The 15,162-nt window shown below is 72.1% G+C and carries 15 protein-coding genes; 2 read left to right on the forward strand and 13 right to left on the reverse strand.

The features are described 5' to 3' along the window. Nucleotides 1-35: 35 nt before the first annotated feature. A complete protein-coding gene (locus ACZ3KJ_RS31445; RefSeq protein WP_467531960.1) occupies nucleotides 36-1,484 on the reverse strand; it encodes an aldehyde dehydrogenase family protein in 1,449 nt (482 codons plus the stop codon). A 219-nt stretch (nucleotides 1,485-1,703) separates the two neighbouring features. On the opposite strand from ACZ3KJ_RS31445, the gene ACZ3KJ_RS31450 reads away from it, so the two are divergent. Further along, nucleotides 1,704-1,991 (forward strand): putative quinol monooxygenase, encoded by a 288-nt coding sequence (locus ACZ3KJ_RS31450; RefSeq protein ID WP_389521956.1) that lies wholly within the window; start codon nucleotides 1,704-1,706, stop codon nucleotides 1,989-1,991. A 66-nt stretch (nucleotides 1,992-2,057) separates the two neighbouring features. Here the strand turns inward: ACZ3KJ_RS31450 and ACZ3KJ_RS31455 are convergent, their stop codons facing one another. The 12 genes from ACZ3KJ_RS31455 to ACZ3KJ_RS31510 all read right to left on the reverse strand — a co-directional run bounded on the left by ACZ3KJ_RS31455 (nucleotide 2,058) and on the right by ACZ3KJ_RS31510 (nucleotide 13,523). Next, nucleotides 2,058-3,086 (reverse strand): uroporphyrinogen decarboxylase/cobalamine-independent methonine synthase family protein, encoded by a 1,029-nt coding sequence (locus ACZ3KJ_RS31455; RefSeq protein WP_467531962.1) that lies wholly within the window; start codon nucleotides 3,084-3,086, stop codon nucleotides 2,058-2,060. A gap of 5 nt (nucleotides 3,087-3,091) precedes the next feature. Further along, on the reverse strand, nucleotides 3,092-3,559 hold the full coding sequence (locus ACZ3KJ_RS31460; protein ID WP_389521953.1) for a GlcG/HbpS family heme-binding protein: 468 nt from the start codon (nucleotides 3,557-3,559) through the stop codon (nucleotides 3,092-3,094). Then, nucleotides 3,556-4,341 (reverse strand): alpha/beta fold hydrolase, encoded by a 786-nt coding sequence (locus ACZ3KJ_RS31465; RefSeq protein WP_467531963.1) that lies wholly within the window; start codon nucleotides 4,339-4,341, stop codon nucleotides 3,556-3,558. Before ACZ3KJ_RS31465 ends, ACZ3KJ_RS31460 begins: the two co-directional genes overlap by 4 nt. Before the next feature lie 25 nt (nucleotides 4,342-4,366). Further along, nucleotides 4,367-4,738 (reverse strand): VOC family protein, encoded by a 372-nt coding sequence (locus tag ACZ3KJ_RS31470; protein ID WP_467531964.1) that lies wholly within the window; start codon nucleotides 4,736-4,738, stop codon nucleotides 4,367-4,369. Then, complete coding sequence (locus ACZ3KJ_RS31475) at nucleotides 4,735-5,532, reverse strand: fumarylacetoacetate hydrolase family protein (protein WP_467531966.1); 798 nt, start codon at nucleotides 5,530-5,532, stop codon at nucleotides 4,735-4,737. Before ACZ3KJ_RS31475 ends, ACZ3KJ_RS31470 begins: the two co-directional genes overlap by 4 nt. After that, a complete protein-coding gene (locus ACZ3KJ_RS31480; protein ID WP_467531967.1) occupies nucleotides 5,529-6,977 on the reverse strand; it encodes an NAD-dependent succinate-semialdehyde dehydrogenase in 1,449 nt (482 codons plus the stop codon). The genes ACZ3KJ_RS31475 and ACZ3KJ_RS31480 overlap by 4 nt, the downstream gene beginning before the upstream one ends. Nucleotides 6,978-7,025: 48 nt before the next feature. Then, nucleotides 7,026-7,946, reverse strand: coding sequence for a VOC family protein (locus ACZ3KJ_RS31485; RefSeq protein ID WP_467531969.1), 921 nt, complete (start codon nucleotides 7,944-7,946; stop codon nucleotides 7,026-7,028). Nucleotides 7,947-8,065: 119 nt separating this feature from the next. Further along, complete coding sequence (locus ACZ3KJ_RS31490; protein ID WP_389521943.1) at nucleotides 8,066-8,974, reverse strand: LysR family transcriptional regulator; 909 nt, start codon at nucleotides 8,972-8,974, stop codon at nucleotides 8,066-8,068. A gap of 171 nt (nucleotides 8,975-9,145) precedes the next feature. Then, the gene (locus tag ACZ3KJ_RS31495) at nucleotides 9,146-10,111 is read right to left on the reverse strand and encodes a sugar ABC transporter substrate-binding protein (RefSeq protein ID WP_467531971.1); all 966 of its coding nucleotides are present in this window, start codon (nucleotides 10,109-10,111) and stop codon (nucleotides 9,146-9,148) included. Between the two features lie 252 nt (nucleotides 10,112-10,363). Beyond that, nucleotides 10,364-11,383 (reverse strand): ABC transporter permease, encoded by a 1,020-nt coding sequence (locus tag ACZ3KJ_RS31500; RefSeq protein WP_467531973.1) that lies wholly within the window; start codon nucleotides 11,381-11,383, stop codon nucleotides 10,364-10,366. Beyond that, the gene (locus tag ACZ3KJ_RS31505; protein WP_467531974.1) at nucleotides 11,380-12,921 is read right to left on the reverse strand and encodes a sugar ABC transporter ATP-binding protein; all 1,542 of its coding nucleotides are present in this window, start codon (nucleotides 12,919-12,921) and stop codon (nucleotides 11,380-11,382) included. Before ACZ3KJ_RS31505 ends, ACZ3KJ_RS31500 begins: the two co-directional genes overlap by 4 nt. A 38-nt stretch (nucleotides 12,922-12,959) precedes the next feature. Then, complete coding sequence (locus ACZ3KJ_RS31510; RefSeq protein ID WP_401694377.1) at nucleotides 12,960-13,523, reverse strand: carboxymuconolactone decarboxylase family protein; 564 nt, start codon at nucleotides 13,521-13,523, stop codon at nucleotides 12,960-12,962. Nucleotides 13,524-13,765: 242 nt separating this feature from the next. Here ACZ3KJ_RS31510 and ACZ3KJ_RS31515 point away from each other — a divergent pair, with 242 nt between their 5' ends. Continuing rightward, nucleotides 13,766-14,179 carry a cupin domain-containing protein gene (locus ACZ3KJ_RS31515; RefSeq protein WP_467531975.1) on the forward strand — a complete coding sequence of 138 codons (414 nt, stop codon included), beginning with the start codon at nucleotides 13,766-13,768 and terminating at the stop codon, nucleotides 14,177-14,179. Nucleotides 14,180-15,162: the final 983 nt, after the last annotated feature.

The following is a 15,162-nucleotide window of genomic DNA, read 5'->3' on the forward strand; positions in this document are numbered from 1 at the left end:
GGCATCCTCCTCTCTCTTCTCGCTGCTCCCGATCGTCAGGCGCCGAAGTGGACGGCGACCGTCTTGACGCGCGTGGAGAAGCGCAGGACTTCCTCGCCCTGCTCCTTGTAGGCCGTGCCGGAGTCGCGGAACCCGCCGAAGGGCAGGTGGACGTCCCAGCCGGTGGTGGTGGTGTTGACGGCGACCTGACCGCACTCGGCCTCGTCGGCGAAGCGGTGGGCGGCGGTGAGGTCGCGGGTGAAGACGGCGGCGGCGAGTCCGAAGTCGGAGTCGTTGACGGCCTCGACGGCCGCGTCGAAGCCGTCCACCTCGCGCAGGGCGAGGACCGGCCCGAAGACCTCCTCGCGCCAGATCGCCGTCTCGGGGGTGACGCCGGCCAGCACGGTCGGCTGCACGAAGCAGCCGTGCGCCCGGTCGCCCTCGGTGTCCGCCCCGCCGCCGGTGAGCACGGTCGCGCCCTGCTCGACGGCCCTGGCCAGGTCGGCGAGGACGCTGTCGCGCTGCTTGGGGCTGGACAGCGGGCACAGGGTGGTCCGCGGGTCGCTGCCCGGGCCGACCTTCAGCGCCTCGACCTCGGCGACGAGGAGCCGGGTGAACTCCTCGTACACCGGCTGGTCGACGATGACGCGGCTGGTGGCGGTGCAGCGCTGCCCGGCCTGGCCGAAGGAGGCCGCGACGACGGCCTTGGCGGCGGCCGGCAGATCGGCGTCCCGCAGCACGACCGAGGCGTTCTTGCCGCCGAGCTCGCCCTGGAAGCGGACGTTGCGGTCGGCAAGGCGGCGGCGGATGCGGTTGCCGATCGCGTTGGAGCCGGTGAAGGTGATGCCGACGATCCGCGGGTCGTCCAGGAGCGCCTCCTCGATCTCGGCGGTGCGGCCGGTGACCACGTTGAGGACTCCGGCGGGCAGGCCGGCGTCGTGCAGGGCACGCGCGAAGTGCAGTCCGGACAGCGGTGTCTCGGTGGCCGGCTTGAACACGGCCGCGTTGCCGGCCGCGAGCAGCGGGGCGAGCTTGCGGGCCGGGGTGATCAGCGGGTCGTTCCACGGGCTGATCACCAGGATCACGCCGATCGGCTCGCGCTGGGTGTGGGTGCGGTGGTTCGGCCGTACGTCGTGCAGGAGGGTGCCGTAGCCCTGGCGGGCGAGGCCCGCGTAGTAGTCGAGGAAGTCGGCGGCCTTGAGGGTCTCGCCGGTGGCCTCGGCCAGGGTCTTGCCGTTCTCCGCGGTGACGTCGGCGGCGATCTCGCCGACCCGGTCGCGGATCAGCCGGGCCGCGTCGGTGAAGACGCGGGCCCGCTCGAAGGGGCTGGTGCGCTTCCAGACGGCGAAGCCGCGCTCGGCGTGGTCGAAGGCCCGGGTCACGTCCTTGGCCGTGAGGGCCGGGATGCGGGCGATCGGGGTGCGGACGTCGGCGGGGTCGAGGACGTCGATCCATTCGGCGGTCGCCACCCACTCCCCGCCGGAGAGGGTTTCCACGGTACGCATGTCGGGTCACTTCCTTCGTCGGCCGCGGTGCGGGGCCGTGCGGTCTGAGCTGGGGCCGGAAGTGACAACACACCATGTCGGGGCGGTGCCGCCAGCCCCGCGGCGGCAGTCATTGATTGCGCCGCGCGCGGGTGGGCGCAGGCGTGTTCCGTGCTGGAATCGGCAGGCCGGAGGCCTGCGAAGGGTCTCCGGGGAAGCTTCTGGTGAGGAGATACGGACATGTCCTACGCAGTCGTCGCCCACTACCGCTGCGCGCCCGAGGACGAGGCGAGCGTGCGCGCCGCGCTGCTGAAGGTGCGCGAGCACACCCGGGCGGAGCCGGCGAACGAGACGTACGAGGTGCACGCCGTCGAGGGGGAGCCGGGTGGCTTCCTGCTGTACGAGCGGTACGCCGACCGGGCCGGTTTCGAGGCGCACAAGGCGGCCGGCCACTTCGAGGAGCTGATCGTGGAGACGGTGTGGCCGCTGCTGACGGACCGGACGGTGACGTTCGCCGAGGTGCTGTGAGGCACGCCGCGGCCACGGCGGAAGGGCCGGGCGACTCCCCGGAGTCGCCCGGCCCTTCCCCGCTGCTCAGAACTCGTTGCCCCAGCAGTAGCGGGCGATGGTCTCCACGAGCACGATCTTCCTGCGCTGGTCCTCGGCGTCCAGCAGCGGCCGGCTCGCCACGTCGGCGAAGCCGCGGGAGGGGGAGACGGCGGCGTCCTCCAGGTCCTTGAACTCGCCGACCGCGTCGATACGGCTCATCACCGTGTCGATGTCCTCCAGCTCCGGCACGGTGGCGTCGACGACGCCCAGGCAGACGTCCCGGTCCTCCGGCAGCGCCCGGACCAGGTCGAGTTCGGCCGGGGTGCCCTGGTCGAACGGCAGGATCCAGCGGTCGGCGGCGACCTCGCCGTACAGCTTCTCGGCGCGGGCCCGGTCCACCTCCGCGGGGGCCGTCCAGCCGGGGGCGACGCCGATGCGGACGCCCTCGGGCCGCTCGTCCAGCCGGACCGCCAGCGCCTCGACGGCGAGGGCGTCCTGGAAGGACAGCGCGCCCGGGGCGGCCGGGTCGGTGGCCACCTGGCCGAGCAGCAGCGGGTTGTTGAGCTGGATGAGCCGTACGCCCCGGGAGACCAGCAGGGCGATCTCCGCCTGGACGATCTCCGCGAGGGCCTCGCCGAGTTCGCGGGCGGAGGCCACGCCGAGGCCGGGCCGGAAGGTGGTGGCCGCGAGGTAGGCCGGGGACGGCAGGGACGCCTTGGGGGCGATCACGGTCTGCTCGGCGAGCCGGGCGGCCCAGTCGGCGAGCAGCGGGCCGTTGGCCTTGGGCAGGGACTCGGCGACCCAGCGGACCATACCGTCGGCGTCCACCTCGTCCGTGCGGCGGAAGCCGGAGACGGAGTCGAGGACGGCGCTGCGGAAGTCCTCGCGCGGGTAGTCGCCGTCGGTGACGACGGTGGAGCGCAGCTTGCGCTGGAGGACGACCGCCTCCTCGACCGCCTTCAGCTCGGCCGCCCTGAGCGCCTCGGGGTCGCCGGCCGCGCGGGCGGCGGTGAGCTCGGCCGGGCGGACCAGGCTGCCGTGGTGGTCGATGCGGTAGTTGAACGTGTCCGCCATGGTGGTCAGTCCTTTCCGGCCGGCTTGCCCGCGACGCCCCAGGCGGCGAACTCCAGCTCGTAGCCCAGGGAGGCGAGGACCTCCTCGGCGATCTGCTGGTCCTCGTCCGCGGTGCCGCCGGCGATGCCGAGGCCGCCGATGATCTCGCCGTCCTTCTTGATGGTGACGCTGCCCTCGGCGGCCATGATCGGCAGGGCGGCGCCCGGGAGCTGGGAGAGCTGGGAGAAGAAGACCGGCTGGCTCTCCTGCCACTTCTTCAGCATCGTGCCCGGACGCTGCATGATCGCGGCGGTGTAGGCCTTGGCGCGGGCGATGTCGGGGGTGAGGGGGCGGGCCCCGTCCGGGCGGCGGATGGCGACGGGGAAACCGCCGGCGTCCACGACGGCCACGCTCACCGCCTTCCCGACGGCCCGGGCCCGCTGGTGGGCGGCTTCGATGATCTCCTCGGCGGCGGCCAGGGTCAGGCTGGTCATGCGACTTCCTTGGGTGCGGTGAGGGTGCGGCGCAGACGGGCGACGGCCTCGTTGTAGGCGCCGGGCGTCTCCCAGTACATGGAGTGCGGGGCGCCGGGGACGATCTCCAGGTGCGAGCCGGTCAGGAGCTCATGGGCGCGGGTGACCGTCTTGACGCCGAGGACCGCGTCCTTCTCGCCCGCGAGGAAGGCGACCTTGACGCCGGAGGCCTCGATCTCCTCCAGGGAGGGGCCGTTGGTGTCCAGGTTGCGCAGGTCCTGCATCCGGGCGACGTTGAACGTGCCCATCTGCTGGAACAGGAAGGTGAGGTCGGCGCGGTCCTGCTGGAACGGCTTGGTCAGCAGGCGGTCGATGACGGGGAGCTTGACGGCCTCGGCGCGGTCGGCGGCGGCCAGCTCCTTCAGCTCGGCGTGGCTGATGCCGCCGAGGGAGTGGCCGAGGACGACGGAGGAGACGCGTCCGGGGCGCAGCAGGGCGGCCCGGAGCGCGGCGACGGAGCCGATGGACTGGCCGACCAGCATGACGTCGGTGAGGTCCTCGTGGTCGAGGACGGCGACGACGTCACCGGGGAAGTCCTGGCCGTCGAACTCGGGCATGGACGAGTCGGACTTGCCGAAGCCGCGCAGGTCGAAGGTGATGACCGTGAACTCGTCGCGCAGCGCGGCGACCTGCTGCCACCAGATGGCGTGGTGGCCGCCGCTGCCGTGCACGAACATGATCGCCGGACCGCTGCCGTGGCGCTCGTAGTAGATGGAGGTGCCGTCGGAGTCGACGTAGGGCATGGAAGGGAACTCCTCAGCGGGCCGGTCAGTTGGGGCGCTTGGCGTGGTAGACCAGCTCGATCATGGTGTGGTCGGGGTCGTGGATGTAGCAGAACTTCGACTGGTTCTCGGGGCGCTGGATCGGGCGGGTGTGCCGGATGCCCAGCTCCTTGAGGTGGGCGAGGAACTCGTCCCAGTCGTCGACCTCGACGGCGAAGTGGTAGGGCGCCATGCGCTCCATCTCCTCGACCGGCGTGAAGTGCAGGTCGAAGTTGCCCCGGGTCATCAGCACCACGCGGGTGTTGGACTTGGGCTGGATCCGCTTCATGCCGAAGACCTTGGAGTACCACTCGGCGGTGCGGTCGGGGTCGGTGGTGGGGAAGTTGACGTGGTGGATGTAGCGGGGTTCTGCACTCATGGCCGTTTCCCTTGTTCCTCTTCCGGTTGAACGGGGTTGGACAGCACGCCGATGCCGCTGATCTCGACCGACACCGTGTCCCCCGGTTCGATCTGGCAGGTCGACTCGGCGCCCATCCACAGCACGTCACCGGGGTGCATGGTGATGTACCGGGTGATCTCTACGATGTGGTCGAAGGGGTCGAAGACCATGTCGCCGGTGGGGAACCTGGCCTTCTCCTCGCCGTTGACGCGCAGCGTGGTCGTCTGGGCCAGGGCGTCGACGTCGGTCTCGATCCAGGGGCCCATGGGCTTGAAGGTGTCGCTGTTCTTGCTGCGCCAGAAGCTGCGGTCCTGGTGCTGCCAGGCGCGGGCGCTGATGTCGTTGCCGATGGTCCAGCCGAAGACGGACTTGCGGGCCTCGTCGTGGGTGGCGTGCCGCAGGGTGCGGCCGATGACGGCGACGAGTTCCGGCTCGGCCTCGAACCGCCCCTCCACCTCCGCCGGCTTGACGATCGGCGCGAGGTGGCCGGTGAGCGCGTTGTTGGCCCGGTAGCCCACCTCGGGGCGCTCCGGCATGACGGCGGCGGCGTTGCCGAGCTTCGCCGCGTGCTCGATGTGCCGGGGGTAGTTCATGCCGACGGCGTAGAAGACGGGCGGGACGACGGGGGGCAGCCAGACGGCCGTGGCCCGCGGCACCGTGCCGGTGACGTGGGTCTCGCCCTCCAGCGGGGAGCCGGACAGCAGCTCGACGTCCTCCTCCCCCACCCGGCCCCACACGGCGCGGCCGCCGACCGAGAGTCGCGCGTACCTCATGGCGCCAGCAGGTGGGAGACGCGCTTGGTGACCAGGTAGGCGTCGAGCGCCTCGGGGCCGCCCTCGCGGCCGTAGCCGCTGTCCTTGACGCCGCCGGAGGGCGCCTCGTGGACGGAGCCGCCACAGTGGTTGATCGACAGGATGCCGGCCTCCAGCTCGCCGGACAGCTTCTCGACGGTCGCGGCGGAGTCGGTGAAGCCGTAGGCGGCCAGACCGTACGGCAGCGAATTCGCGATCGCAAGCGCGTCGTCGAGGTCGGTGAACGGAAGGATCGGCGCGATCGGCCCGAACGGCTCCTCGCGCAGCAGCTCGGCGTCCTCGGGTACGTCGGTCAGGACGGTCGGCGAGAAGAAGTAGCCGGCGCGGTCCGGGCGGTCGCCGCCGGTGAGGACCTTGGCGCCGCGGGCGACGGCGTCGGCGGTGAGCCGCTCCAGGGCCTTCAGCCGGCGCTCGTTGGCGAGCGGGCCCATGGTGGTGCCCTCGGCCAGCCCGTCCCCGACGACGACGGCCTCCGCCGCCTTCACGAACTCGGCGGTGAACTCCTCGACGATGCTCTCGTGGACGAGGAAGCGGCTGGGCGAGGTGCAGACCTGGCCGGCGTTGGCGAACTTCGCCTGGGCGGCCTTGCGGGCGGCCTTCACCGGGTCGGCGTCCGCGCAGACGATCACGGGGGCGTGGCCGCCGAGCTCCATCAGCGACGGCTTCATCACCTCGCCGGCCCGGGCGGCGAGGAGCTTGCCGACGGGGACGGAGCCGGTGAAGGCGACCAGGCGGATCACCGGGGAGGCGATCAGGTGGGCGGAGACCTCGGCGGGCTCGCCGAAGACCAGGTTCAGCACGCCGGCCGGCAGCCCGGCGTCGGCGAAGCAGCGCACCAGCTCCATGGCGGTGGCCGGGGTCTCCTCCGAGGCCTTGATGACGATGGAGCAGCCGGCCGCGAGCGCGGAGGAGATCTTGCGCATGGGGCCGCCGGCGGGGAAGTTCCACGGCACGAAGGCGGCGACGGGGCCGATCGGCTCGCGGCGCACGGACAGCACGGTGCCGGGGGCGGAGGGGATGAGGCGGCCGTAGGCGCGGCGGGCGTCGTCGGCGTGCCAGCGCAGGGTGCCGGCGACCCGGCGGGCCTCGCCGGTGGCCTCCGCGAGGGGCTTGCCCTGCTCCAGGGTCATGATCCGCCCGACCTCGGCGGCGCGCTCGGTGAGCAGGTCGGCGGCGGCGTGCAGGATCGCGGTGCGCTCGGCCACGGGCGTGGCGCGCCAGATCCCGAAGCCCTCCGCGGCGGCGTCGAGCGCGCGGTCCAGGTCGGCGGGGGTGGCCAGGGGTACTTCTCCGATCACCTCCTCGGTGGCCGGGTTCACGATCGGGGCGGTACCTCCGGTACCGCCCTGGCACCACTCGCCGGCGATGTACAGGCGGACGGCGGGGTAGCCGTGGTCGGTGGTCATGGGTGGGTGCCCTCTCAGGCTGGGGGTGAGTCGGGGTGCCGTGGGGACTCAGGCGCCGGTGGCGGCGTCCTGGTCGCGGTTGGTGCGCAGGGCCCAGATGTGGTGGGGCGGGGTCGTCTCGTGGACGCGGGTCTCGTAGGTGTCGTCGACGCGGTCCATGTCGGCGGCGTACTCCACGCGGCCTCCGCACGGGGCGTGCAGGAAGCGGAAGACGTTGGAGCCGATGGTGTGCCGGCCGAGCTTGCGGGCCTCCCGCCAGCCCCGTTCGATCATGTGGTTGCCGCCCTCGATCACGTCGTCGAAGCCGGGCACCTCGTAGGCGATGTGGTTGACGCCCACGCGGTCGGGGCGGTGGCACAGCAGCATGGTGTGCTGGTCGTCGTCGCCGGGGGCCTGCATGAAGACGCCCATGGGCTCGACGACGTCGGTGGGGCGGAAGCCGAGGAGGCCGGTGTAGAAGGCGACCGCTTCCTCCTTGCCCTCCTTCGCGATGTTCAGCGCCACGTGGCACATCCGCAGCGGGTACGCGCGGGTGAGCGGCTCCAGGGCGGTGTTCCAGCGGTTGACGCCGCCCAGGGTGTTGGCGGGCCGGGGCTCGACGGCCGTCTTCTTCGGCCGGGCGAGGGTGAGGCCGACGCCGAAGCCGCTGCGGTCCACGGTGTGGAAGACGCCGTCGGCGCTCTCGCGCACCGTGTGGTCGCGGCCGACGGCGTCCACCAGCCGGCGCAGTTCCTCGCGGGTGTCGACGCCCCACACGACCTCGCGCAGGGTGGGCCCGTCCTCCACCGGCGGGGGCAGCAGCGGATGGGGGTCGGTGTCGAGGTGGAGCGTCTGCCCGATGAGCGTCTCGAACACCGCGTGTTCCTCGGTCCGTTCCACCAGGAACAGACCGAAGTCGTCGAAGAACCGGACGCACTCGTCGAGGTCGGCGATGCTGTAGGTGACCGATTCGATTCTCTGGATTCCCATGATTCCTCGTTTCCGGGTCGCCAGGTGAGCGTAGGTTTGGGGTCGCCGGGGCCTCAATGGCCCGAGCTCTACGGAACGCGCAATCGTTAGTTGCGCCCGCGTCCCGTCACCGACGCCGGTTACCGGATCGCCGGAATGGGGTTCTGCGAGAACCACTCGGAGAGGAAGTCCAGGAACACGCTGATCTTGCGCGGGGTGTCCTGGCCGGGGCCGTAGATGGCGTAGAGCGGGCGGTCGGGGACCGCGAGGTCCGGCAGCAGGACTTGCAGGGCGCCGGAGCCGAGGTCGTCGTAGGCCGGCCGCTGGGGCAGCAGGGCGATGCCGCGGCCGTGCACGGCGGCCTTCTGGAGCGCGAGGTAGGAGTTGGACGAGAAGGCGATGTTGCGGATCTTGTGCAGGGTGCTGGCGTGACCGTGGCCGATGCGCCACACCGGGTCGTTGACGTGCACCAGACAGTCGTGGTGGGCGACGTCGTTGGGGTGCGCGAGGGTGCCGCGCCGCTTGATGTAGTCCGCGGAGGCGCACAGCACGAACGGCAGGGAGGCGATCTTCTTCAGGCGGACGCTCGAGTCGCGCAGGTCCCGTGTGTGGAAGGCGATGTCGAATCCGCTGTCCAGGAAGTCGTAGGTGCGGTCGGACATTCCGCCGAGTTCGAAACGGACCTGGATTTTCGGGTGGGCCGAGGAAAACGCGGCTATCGCGTCGCCGAGGTCCAGGCTGCCTATCCACTTCGGGCAGATGATGCTGAGCGTGCCCTCCGCACGGTCGTGCGAGTCGGCGATCGCCGCGTCCTGCGCCTCGATCTCGTCCAGGATGCGGGCGGCGAATTCGGCGTACCGCTGTCCCGGTTCGGTGAGGCTCACCGAGCGGGCGGTGCGGTTGACCAGGCGGACCCCCACCTGTCGTTCCAGTTCGGCGACGTGCCGTGACACCAGGGAGCCCGATGAGCCGAGTTTCTTGGCGGCCCCGTTGAAACTCCCGGCCTGGGCGACGGTGACGAAACTGTGCATGAGGAGCAAGCGATCCATGTTTTTCCTCCGACGGCACTCCCCGCCCGACCGGCGACGGATGGCGGGGAGCGAAGGGTCCGCCGCAAGGCCACGCTGTCTCGGCAGGCATCGGCTACGGGACAGGCGGCCTTGTGGCGGGAATGATGCGGCTCGGACGCGGTGCGGGGGCGCCGGTTCCCGGTGGGGGCCCTACTTCGGGCAGTACTGGGGAGCCTCGCTCACGTTGTCCTTCGTGACCAACACAAGAGGAATGTCGGAGATTTTGTCAACACCCTCCTTCTTGTCCAGCAGGCCGACCGTGCTCTTCACGGCGGTCTGTCCGATGGTCATCGCGGAGTTCGCGACGGTCGCGGACAGACGGCCGTCCTCGACCGCCGCGACGCCGTCCTCGGTTCCGTTCACGGACACGATCTTGACATCCTTGGCGCCGGCCGCGTCAAAGGCCTTTCGGACCGCAAACGCCATCTCCTCGTTGGCGACGAAGGCGTAGTCGAGGTCGGGGTTGGCCTGGATCATGTTCTCGGCGACGTCCTGCGCCTTGGCCGGGTTGAACATACCGGGCTGGTTGGCGACCACCTTGGCGGTGGCCGGCAGCGCGTCCTTGAACCCGCCCACCAGCAGGTCGGAGGCGGCACCCGGAGCGCCGGCGACGATGCCGACCTTCACGTCCTTGCCCGCGGCGTCCTTCTCGATCCAGTCCGCGTCCATGCCGCCGACCTTCTTCAGGTCGACCACGGCCGCGCCGAGGACGTCGTCCATGTCGGAGGTGGCCACCGAGGTGAGGTAGATCGGCACGCCCGCCGCCTTGGCCTTGGCGATGTCGCCCTCCAGGGCGTCCACGTTCACGGTCTGGACGATCAGGGCGTCCACGTTCCGGGCGATCATGTCCTCGATGTTGGACAGCTCGGTGCCGGCGTCCTGCTTGGAGTTGGCCGAGTAGACCTTGGCGTCCTGGGCCTCGGCCTCCTGCTCGACCGCCTTCAGCAGACAGCTGTGGAAGTGCGTGTTGGAGCCGTTGACGAACCCGAGGGACACGGATCCGCCCGAGGCGCCGCTGCCGCCCTCGTCCTGGGAGCCGCATCCCGAGAGCACCAGGGCGGCGACGCCGACGAGCGAGGCCGCGGTGACACGGCGGGATCTGGCGATGGGCTTCATGGGGTAGGCCTTTCCTGCATCGTTGAAGAGAAGGTGCGGTGCTGGTGGGGGGGCGCGCACGGGTGGGGCGGGCGCGAAGCGGGGGTGCGGGCCGGGGGCCGGTGGGGTGACGGCCGCGCTCCGGCGGCCGCGGGTCAACCGGCGGGCCGGCGATCGCGGGTCAGTGGCCGCGCGCGGTGACCGAGCGCGGTGACGAGCGCGGTGACCGCGGGTCGGCGGCCGCTCGCCGGGGGCGGCGGGCCGGCCGGCGGGTCAGTGGCCGCCGGGGGCGGACTTCCGCTGGAACTCGTTGATGACCGCCGCGACCAGCAGGACGCCGCCGGTGACGACGTACTGGTAGTTGCTGTTGACCTGGAGCAGGTTGAGCGCGTTGGCGACGACGCCCAGGAGGATCACCCCGAGGACCGTGCCGAGGACGGTGCCGTGGCCGCCCGCGAGCGAGGTGCCGCCGATCACCACGGCGGCGACGGCGGTCAGCTGCGTCATCAGGCCCGCCGTGTTGGGCGCCGCGGCGCCGAGCCGCGACAGCAGCATCAGGCCCGCCAGGCCCGCCAGCACACCGGCGAGCGCGTACAGGGCCAGCTTGCGGGCCGGGACGTTGATGCCGCTGAGCCGGGCGACGTGCTCGTTGCCGCCCATGGCGAAGGCGTCCCGGCCGAAGGTCGTGAACTTCATCGTCACGCCGGTCAGCGCCAGGACGAGCACGGCGACGACGGTGAGGTACGGGATGCCGGCGAGCTTGTCGTTGCCCAGGCCGGTCATCTTGTCGCCGATGGTGACGCTCATGCCGTCCAGGACCAGCAGGGCGACACCGTCCAGCAGCATCGCGGAGGCGAGCGTGGCGACGAACGGGGCGACCCGGGTGAAGGTCACCACCAGGCCGTTGACCAGGCCGATCGCCGTGGCGAGCGCCAGGCTGACGACGACCACCGCCGGGGTGGACCAGCCGCTGTGCAGCAGCTGCGCGGCGACCGAGAGCGTCACGGCGGCGTTGCTGCCCATGGAGAAGTCCATGCCGCCCGAGGTCATCAGCAGGGTCAGCCCGGCCGCGATGACGGCGTTGACGCTGACCTGCCGCAGCACGTTGAGCAGGTTCTGCGAGGTGGTGAAGGAATCCGCCTGCACGGCGGTGAAGACCGCCACGAGCACGAGGACGAGGATCAGACCGCCGTGAGGTATGTGCAGCAGCTTGCCGGAGGTGAGGCCCGAGGGCTTGCCCGACGGTGCGTCGGCCGCGACGTCCGGGGAGGCGGAGGGGGTTTTGAGGCTCACTGCGGTTGACCTCCGAGTGCGGTCGCGACGAGTTCGTCGCGGGTGATGGCGGTGATGTCGTGTTCGGCGACCGTGCGGCCGGCGCTCACGACGACGACCCGGTCGGCCAGGCGCATGACCTCCTCGGCGGAGGAGGAGGCGAGCAGTACGGCCACGCCGCGGGCGGCGAGGTCGTCGACGAGGGTGTGGATGTCGGCCATGGCCGCCACGTCCACCCCGTTGGTGGGGTCCTCCAGGAAGCAGGCGACCGGATCGGTCTCCAGCCACTTGCCGAGCAGCACCTTCTGCTGGTTGCCGCCGGACAGGGACCCGACCGGCGGGTTGCCGGTGAGGGCGACCACGCCGTAGTCGTCGCGCAGCGGGGCGGCCCGGCGGGCGAGTTCGCCGCGGCGGTGCAGCCGCCGCCGCGCGAACCGGTCGCCCGCCATCATCAGGTTCTCGTCCAGGGACAGCCCCGCCACCAGGCCCAGGGCCCGGCGGTCGCCCGTGACGCACCGCAGACCGCCGGCGAGGGAGGCCCGGATCCGGCCGAGGGGGATCCGGCGGCCGTCGACGTGGATCTCGCCGGTCTCCGGGCGCTGCCGGCCGGACAGCAGGTCGAACAGGCGGGACTGGGCGTCGCCGGCCGGTCCGAGGACGGCGACGATCTCGCCCTTGCGCACCTGGACCGAGAAGTCCTGGATGGCCCGCCCGTGGGACAGACCGCGGACGGTGAGGCCGCTCTCCTCCTTCGGCGCGGGGCGCTCGGGACGGGTGGAGACCACGTCCCGCCCGACCATGCTGCGCACCAGGCCCGCGGCGTCCATCTCCGTCGCGGGCGCGCTGCGCACGAGCCGGCCGTCCCGCAGGACCGTGACCCGGTCCGCGACCGCCATCACCTCGTCGATGTAGTGCGAGATGTAGACGATGGCCACGCCCTCGTCCCGCAGCCTGCGCACCAGGGCGCGGATCTGGTGGGCGTCCTTGGCGCTCAGACAGGCGGTCGGCTCGTCCAGGATCAGCACCCGGCCGCCCCGGCGGACCTCGCGCGCCACCTCCACCATGGTCTGCTCGGCCACCGTCAGGGTGCCCGCCACGCGGTCGACGGCGATGTCGATGCCGAGCCCGGCCAGGGCGGCCCCCGCCTCGGCGCGGACCGTCCGCCAGCTCACCGCGCCGCCCCGGGTCGGCAGGTCGCCCAGCAGGACGTTCTCCGCGACGGTCAGCCCCATGGCGAGTTCCCGGCGCTGCGGCACGAAGGAGATGCCGAGCTTGCGGGCCTTGCGCACGTTCAGACCGGACTGCGGCACGCCGCCGACCTCGACGGTGCCGCCGTCGGCCTGGTGGACGCCCGCGAGGACCTGCACCAGGGTCGACTTGCCGGCCCCGTTCATGCCCATCAGCGCGTGCACCTCGCCCGGGTACAGGTCGAGGTCGACGCCCTTGAGGGCCAGGGCACCGCCGAAGCGCTTGGTCACGCCGCGCACCCGCAGCACGGCGCGCGGCTCCGCGCCGGTGCCGTCGGCCACCACGGCGCGGGCCGGGGTCGTCGGGGTCACGGCGGCTCCTTCCGGTGCGTCCGGGTCGGTCAGCGGACTCACGGCTGGGAGGAGTCCGTGGCGGGGGCGACCCGGCCGTAGCCGCGGACGTCCGGGAACGGGGGCTCCTTGTCGGCCTGGAGGTCCACCTGGAAGGTGTTCAGGCACATGCCGAGCATGGTGAAGTTGCCGAGCGCGCCGATGGTGTCCACCAGGCCCTTGGAGCCGAAGTGCTCGTGGGCGCGGGCGAAGGTCTCGTCGGTGACGAAGTGCTCCTCCAGGATCTCCCGGCAGAACTGGTAGAAGGCCTGGTCGGCCTCGTTGTCGAAGACCGCCTCCCGCTTCTCGGCGATCGCCTTGACGGCGGCCTCCGGAATACCGGCCTCGATCGCCTGGTGGACGTGGGCGTTCCAGGAGTACTGCGCGTCCCAGTTGCGGGCGGCCATCAGCAGGGTCAGCTCCCGCAGGTGCTTGGGGAGGCTGCAGTCGAAGCGGGCGAAGGCGCCGAGGGACTCGGCCCGCTCGCACATCTCCGGGCTGTGCAGCCAGACCCGGAAGGGACCGCGGACGGCACCCCGGCGGCCGGCGATGCGGGCGGCCAGCTCCTGCTGCCGCGCGTCCATGTGATTCTCGTCGAGTACGGGGAGCCTCATCTGGCCGATACCTGCCTTTTCTTTCCAGCGCATTACGGGCACGGGTCCGAAAGCCGTGCGGTGCCAGGTGAAGGTACAGCCGTGTCCGAGCGGCTCACCCATCTCGGAGCGCAAGGTAAAGCTGCACGGCGGAGGCCCCCCATTCACGGGACGGCGACCTAACGTCGTTCGACGCAATGCCTTGCGAAGTGGAGAGGAACGAGGAACTCCGGATGACCACCATCATCAAGGTCGCGTCGGTGCCGCTGCTCGACCGCGGCGGCGCCGTGGTGACGACGCCGCTGATCACCACCCCGTCGGCGAACGGGGAGAACCGGATCACCAGCGGGATGAGCGTCTACCCGGTCGGCTCCGGGGCGCCCCTGCACTCCCACAACTGCGACGAGCACGTCACGATCCTCGACGGCGAGGCGGAGGTGTGGGTCGACGGCGAGGTGACCAAGCTGGAGCAGTACGACACGACCTACATCCCCTCCCCCATCCCCCACCTCTTCCGCAACATCGGCGACCGCCCGCTGCGCATCCTGTGGGTGTACTCGTCGGGGCACGTCACCCGCACGTTCACCGAGACGGGGAAGACGGTGGAGCACCTGTCGGCGGAGGACCAGATGGGGTCGGACGACTAGGCGCGGGCCCGTCCGCGTCCGCCCGCGCGGCTTCTCGCCGCCTTCCCGGGCGGGCACGCGCACCGGTCCGCCGGCCGCCGCCGAGGGCGACCGCCGGACGCCCTGCGCCGTGCCGCCGGACGGTCCCGCCGAGCCGGCGGCGGCCCGCCGCGCGCCCTGCCCCGCGGGCCCACCGGCCCCGCCCCCGCACCACCGCCGCCCGCCTCACCGCGGGCGGCTTCGGCATGCCCGGCTGCGGGCCCGCCCCGAACCCGCCCGAACGCCGTCGGTACGACGGCGCAGGGCAGCCGTACGAGCCCCCTGAGGGCGGCAGGCGCGCGACGACGGCCCGCAGCACGCGACGGCCCACCGGACGCGGTCCGGCCGTACGGGCGCGCGGCGGCGGACGCGAAGCGCCTGGCTGTCCGTCCAGGCGTGCCCGAGGCCGGTAGGGCCTGTTGCAAAAGTCCCGCCTGCCCGACGACGCCATGCACGCACTCTCGCCGCACCGGCCCCTGACCCAAGTACATCCAGTACGAGGGCCAGGGGCCGGCACGCCGAGAGCACGCACCTGACGCCGCCAGGCCCGCCCTCCGGGCGGACGACGGGACTTTCGCAACAGGCCCTAACCGGGGCCGGCGGCAGGCGGCAGGCAGCCGGGGCCCGGCGGCAAGCGGCAAGCAGCCAGCAGCCGGGACCCGGCGACAAGCGGCAGGCAACTGGGGCCTGGTGGCGGGCGGCAGGCAACCGGGACCCGGCGGCAAGCGGCAAGCAGCCGGAGCCCGGCAGCGGGCAGCGAGCGGCAAGCAGCAGGCGGCAAGCAGCCGGAGCCGGGCAGCGAGCGGCAGGCGGCAGGCGCCAAGCAGCCGGAGCCCGGCAGCGGGCAGCGAGCGGCAGGCAGCGGGAGCCCGGCAGCGGGCAGCGGGCGGCAAGCAGCGGGCGGGGCGGCGAGCCCGGGGCGTGCTGGTTGCGTCCCGCCGGTCCACAGGGCCCAGGGCACGCTG

This window comes from Streptomyces sp. NPDC003248, from assembly GCF_055563235.1.

Excerpts from the sequence above, each read along its gene's own strand:
- ACZ3KJ_RS31510 (WP_401694377.1), bottom strand. The coding sequence starts at position 13,523 with ATGGACGCGCGGCAGCAGGAGCTGGCCGCCCGCATCGCCGGCCGCCGG.
- ACZ3KJ_RS31465 (WP_467531963.1), bottom strand. The coding sequence starts at position 4,341 with ATGCCCTACGTCGACTCCGACGGCACCTCCATCTACTACGAGCGCCAC.
- ACZ3KJ_RS31490 (WP_389521943.1), bottom strand. The coding sequence starts at position 8,974 with ATGGATCGCTTGCTCCTCATGCACAGTTTCGTCACCGTCGCCCAGGCC.
- ACZ3KJ_RS31470 (WP_467531964.1), bottom strand. The coding sequence starts at position 4,738 with ATGAGTGCAGAACCCCGCTACATCCACCACGTCAACTTCCCCACCACC.
- ACZ3KJ_RS31515 (WP_467531975.1), top strand. The coding sequence starts at position 13,766 with ATGACCACCATCATCAAGGTCGCGTCGGTGCCGCTGCTCGACCGCGGC.
- ACZ3KJ_RS31460 (WP_389521953.1), bottom strand. The coding sequence starts at position 3,559 with ATGACCAGCCTGACCCTGGCCGCCGCCGAGGAGATCATCGAAGCCGCC.
- ACZ3KJ_RS31495 (WP_467531971.1), bottom strand. The coding sequence starts at position 10,111 with ATGAAGCCCATCGCCAGATCCCGCCGTGTCACCGCGGCCTCGCTCGTC.
- ACZ3KJ_RS31485 (WP_467531969.1), bottom strand. The coding sequence starts at position 7,946 with ATGGGAATCCAGAGAATCGAATCGGTCACCTACAGCATCGCCGACCTC.
- ACZ3KJ_RS31455 (WP_467531962.1), bottom strand. The coding sequence starts at position 3,086 with ATGGCGGACACGTTCAACTACCGCATCGACCACCACGGCAGCCTGGTC.
- ACZ3KJ_RS31480 (WP_467531967.1), bottom strand. The coding sequence starts at position 6,977 with ATGACCACCGACCACGGCTACCCCGCCGTCCGCCTGTACATCGCCGGC.
- ACZ3KJ_RS31445 (WP_467531960.1), bottom strand. The coding sequence starts at position 1,484 with ATGCGTACCGTGGAAACCCTCTCCGGCGGGGAGTGGGTGGCGACCGCC.
- ACZ3KJ_RS31450 (WP_389521956.1), top strand. The coding sequence starts at position 1,704 with ATGTCCTACGCAGTCGTCGCCCACTACCGCTGCGCGCCCGAGGACGAG.
- ACZ3KJ_RS31475 (WP_467531966.1), bottom strand. The coding sequence starts at position 5,532 with ATGAGGTACGCGCGACTCTCGGTCGGCGGCCGCGCCGTGTGGGGCCGG.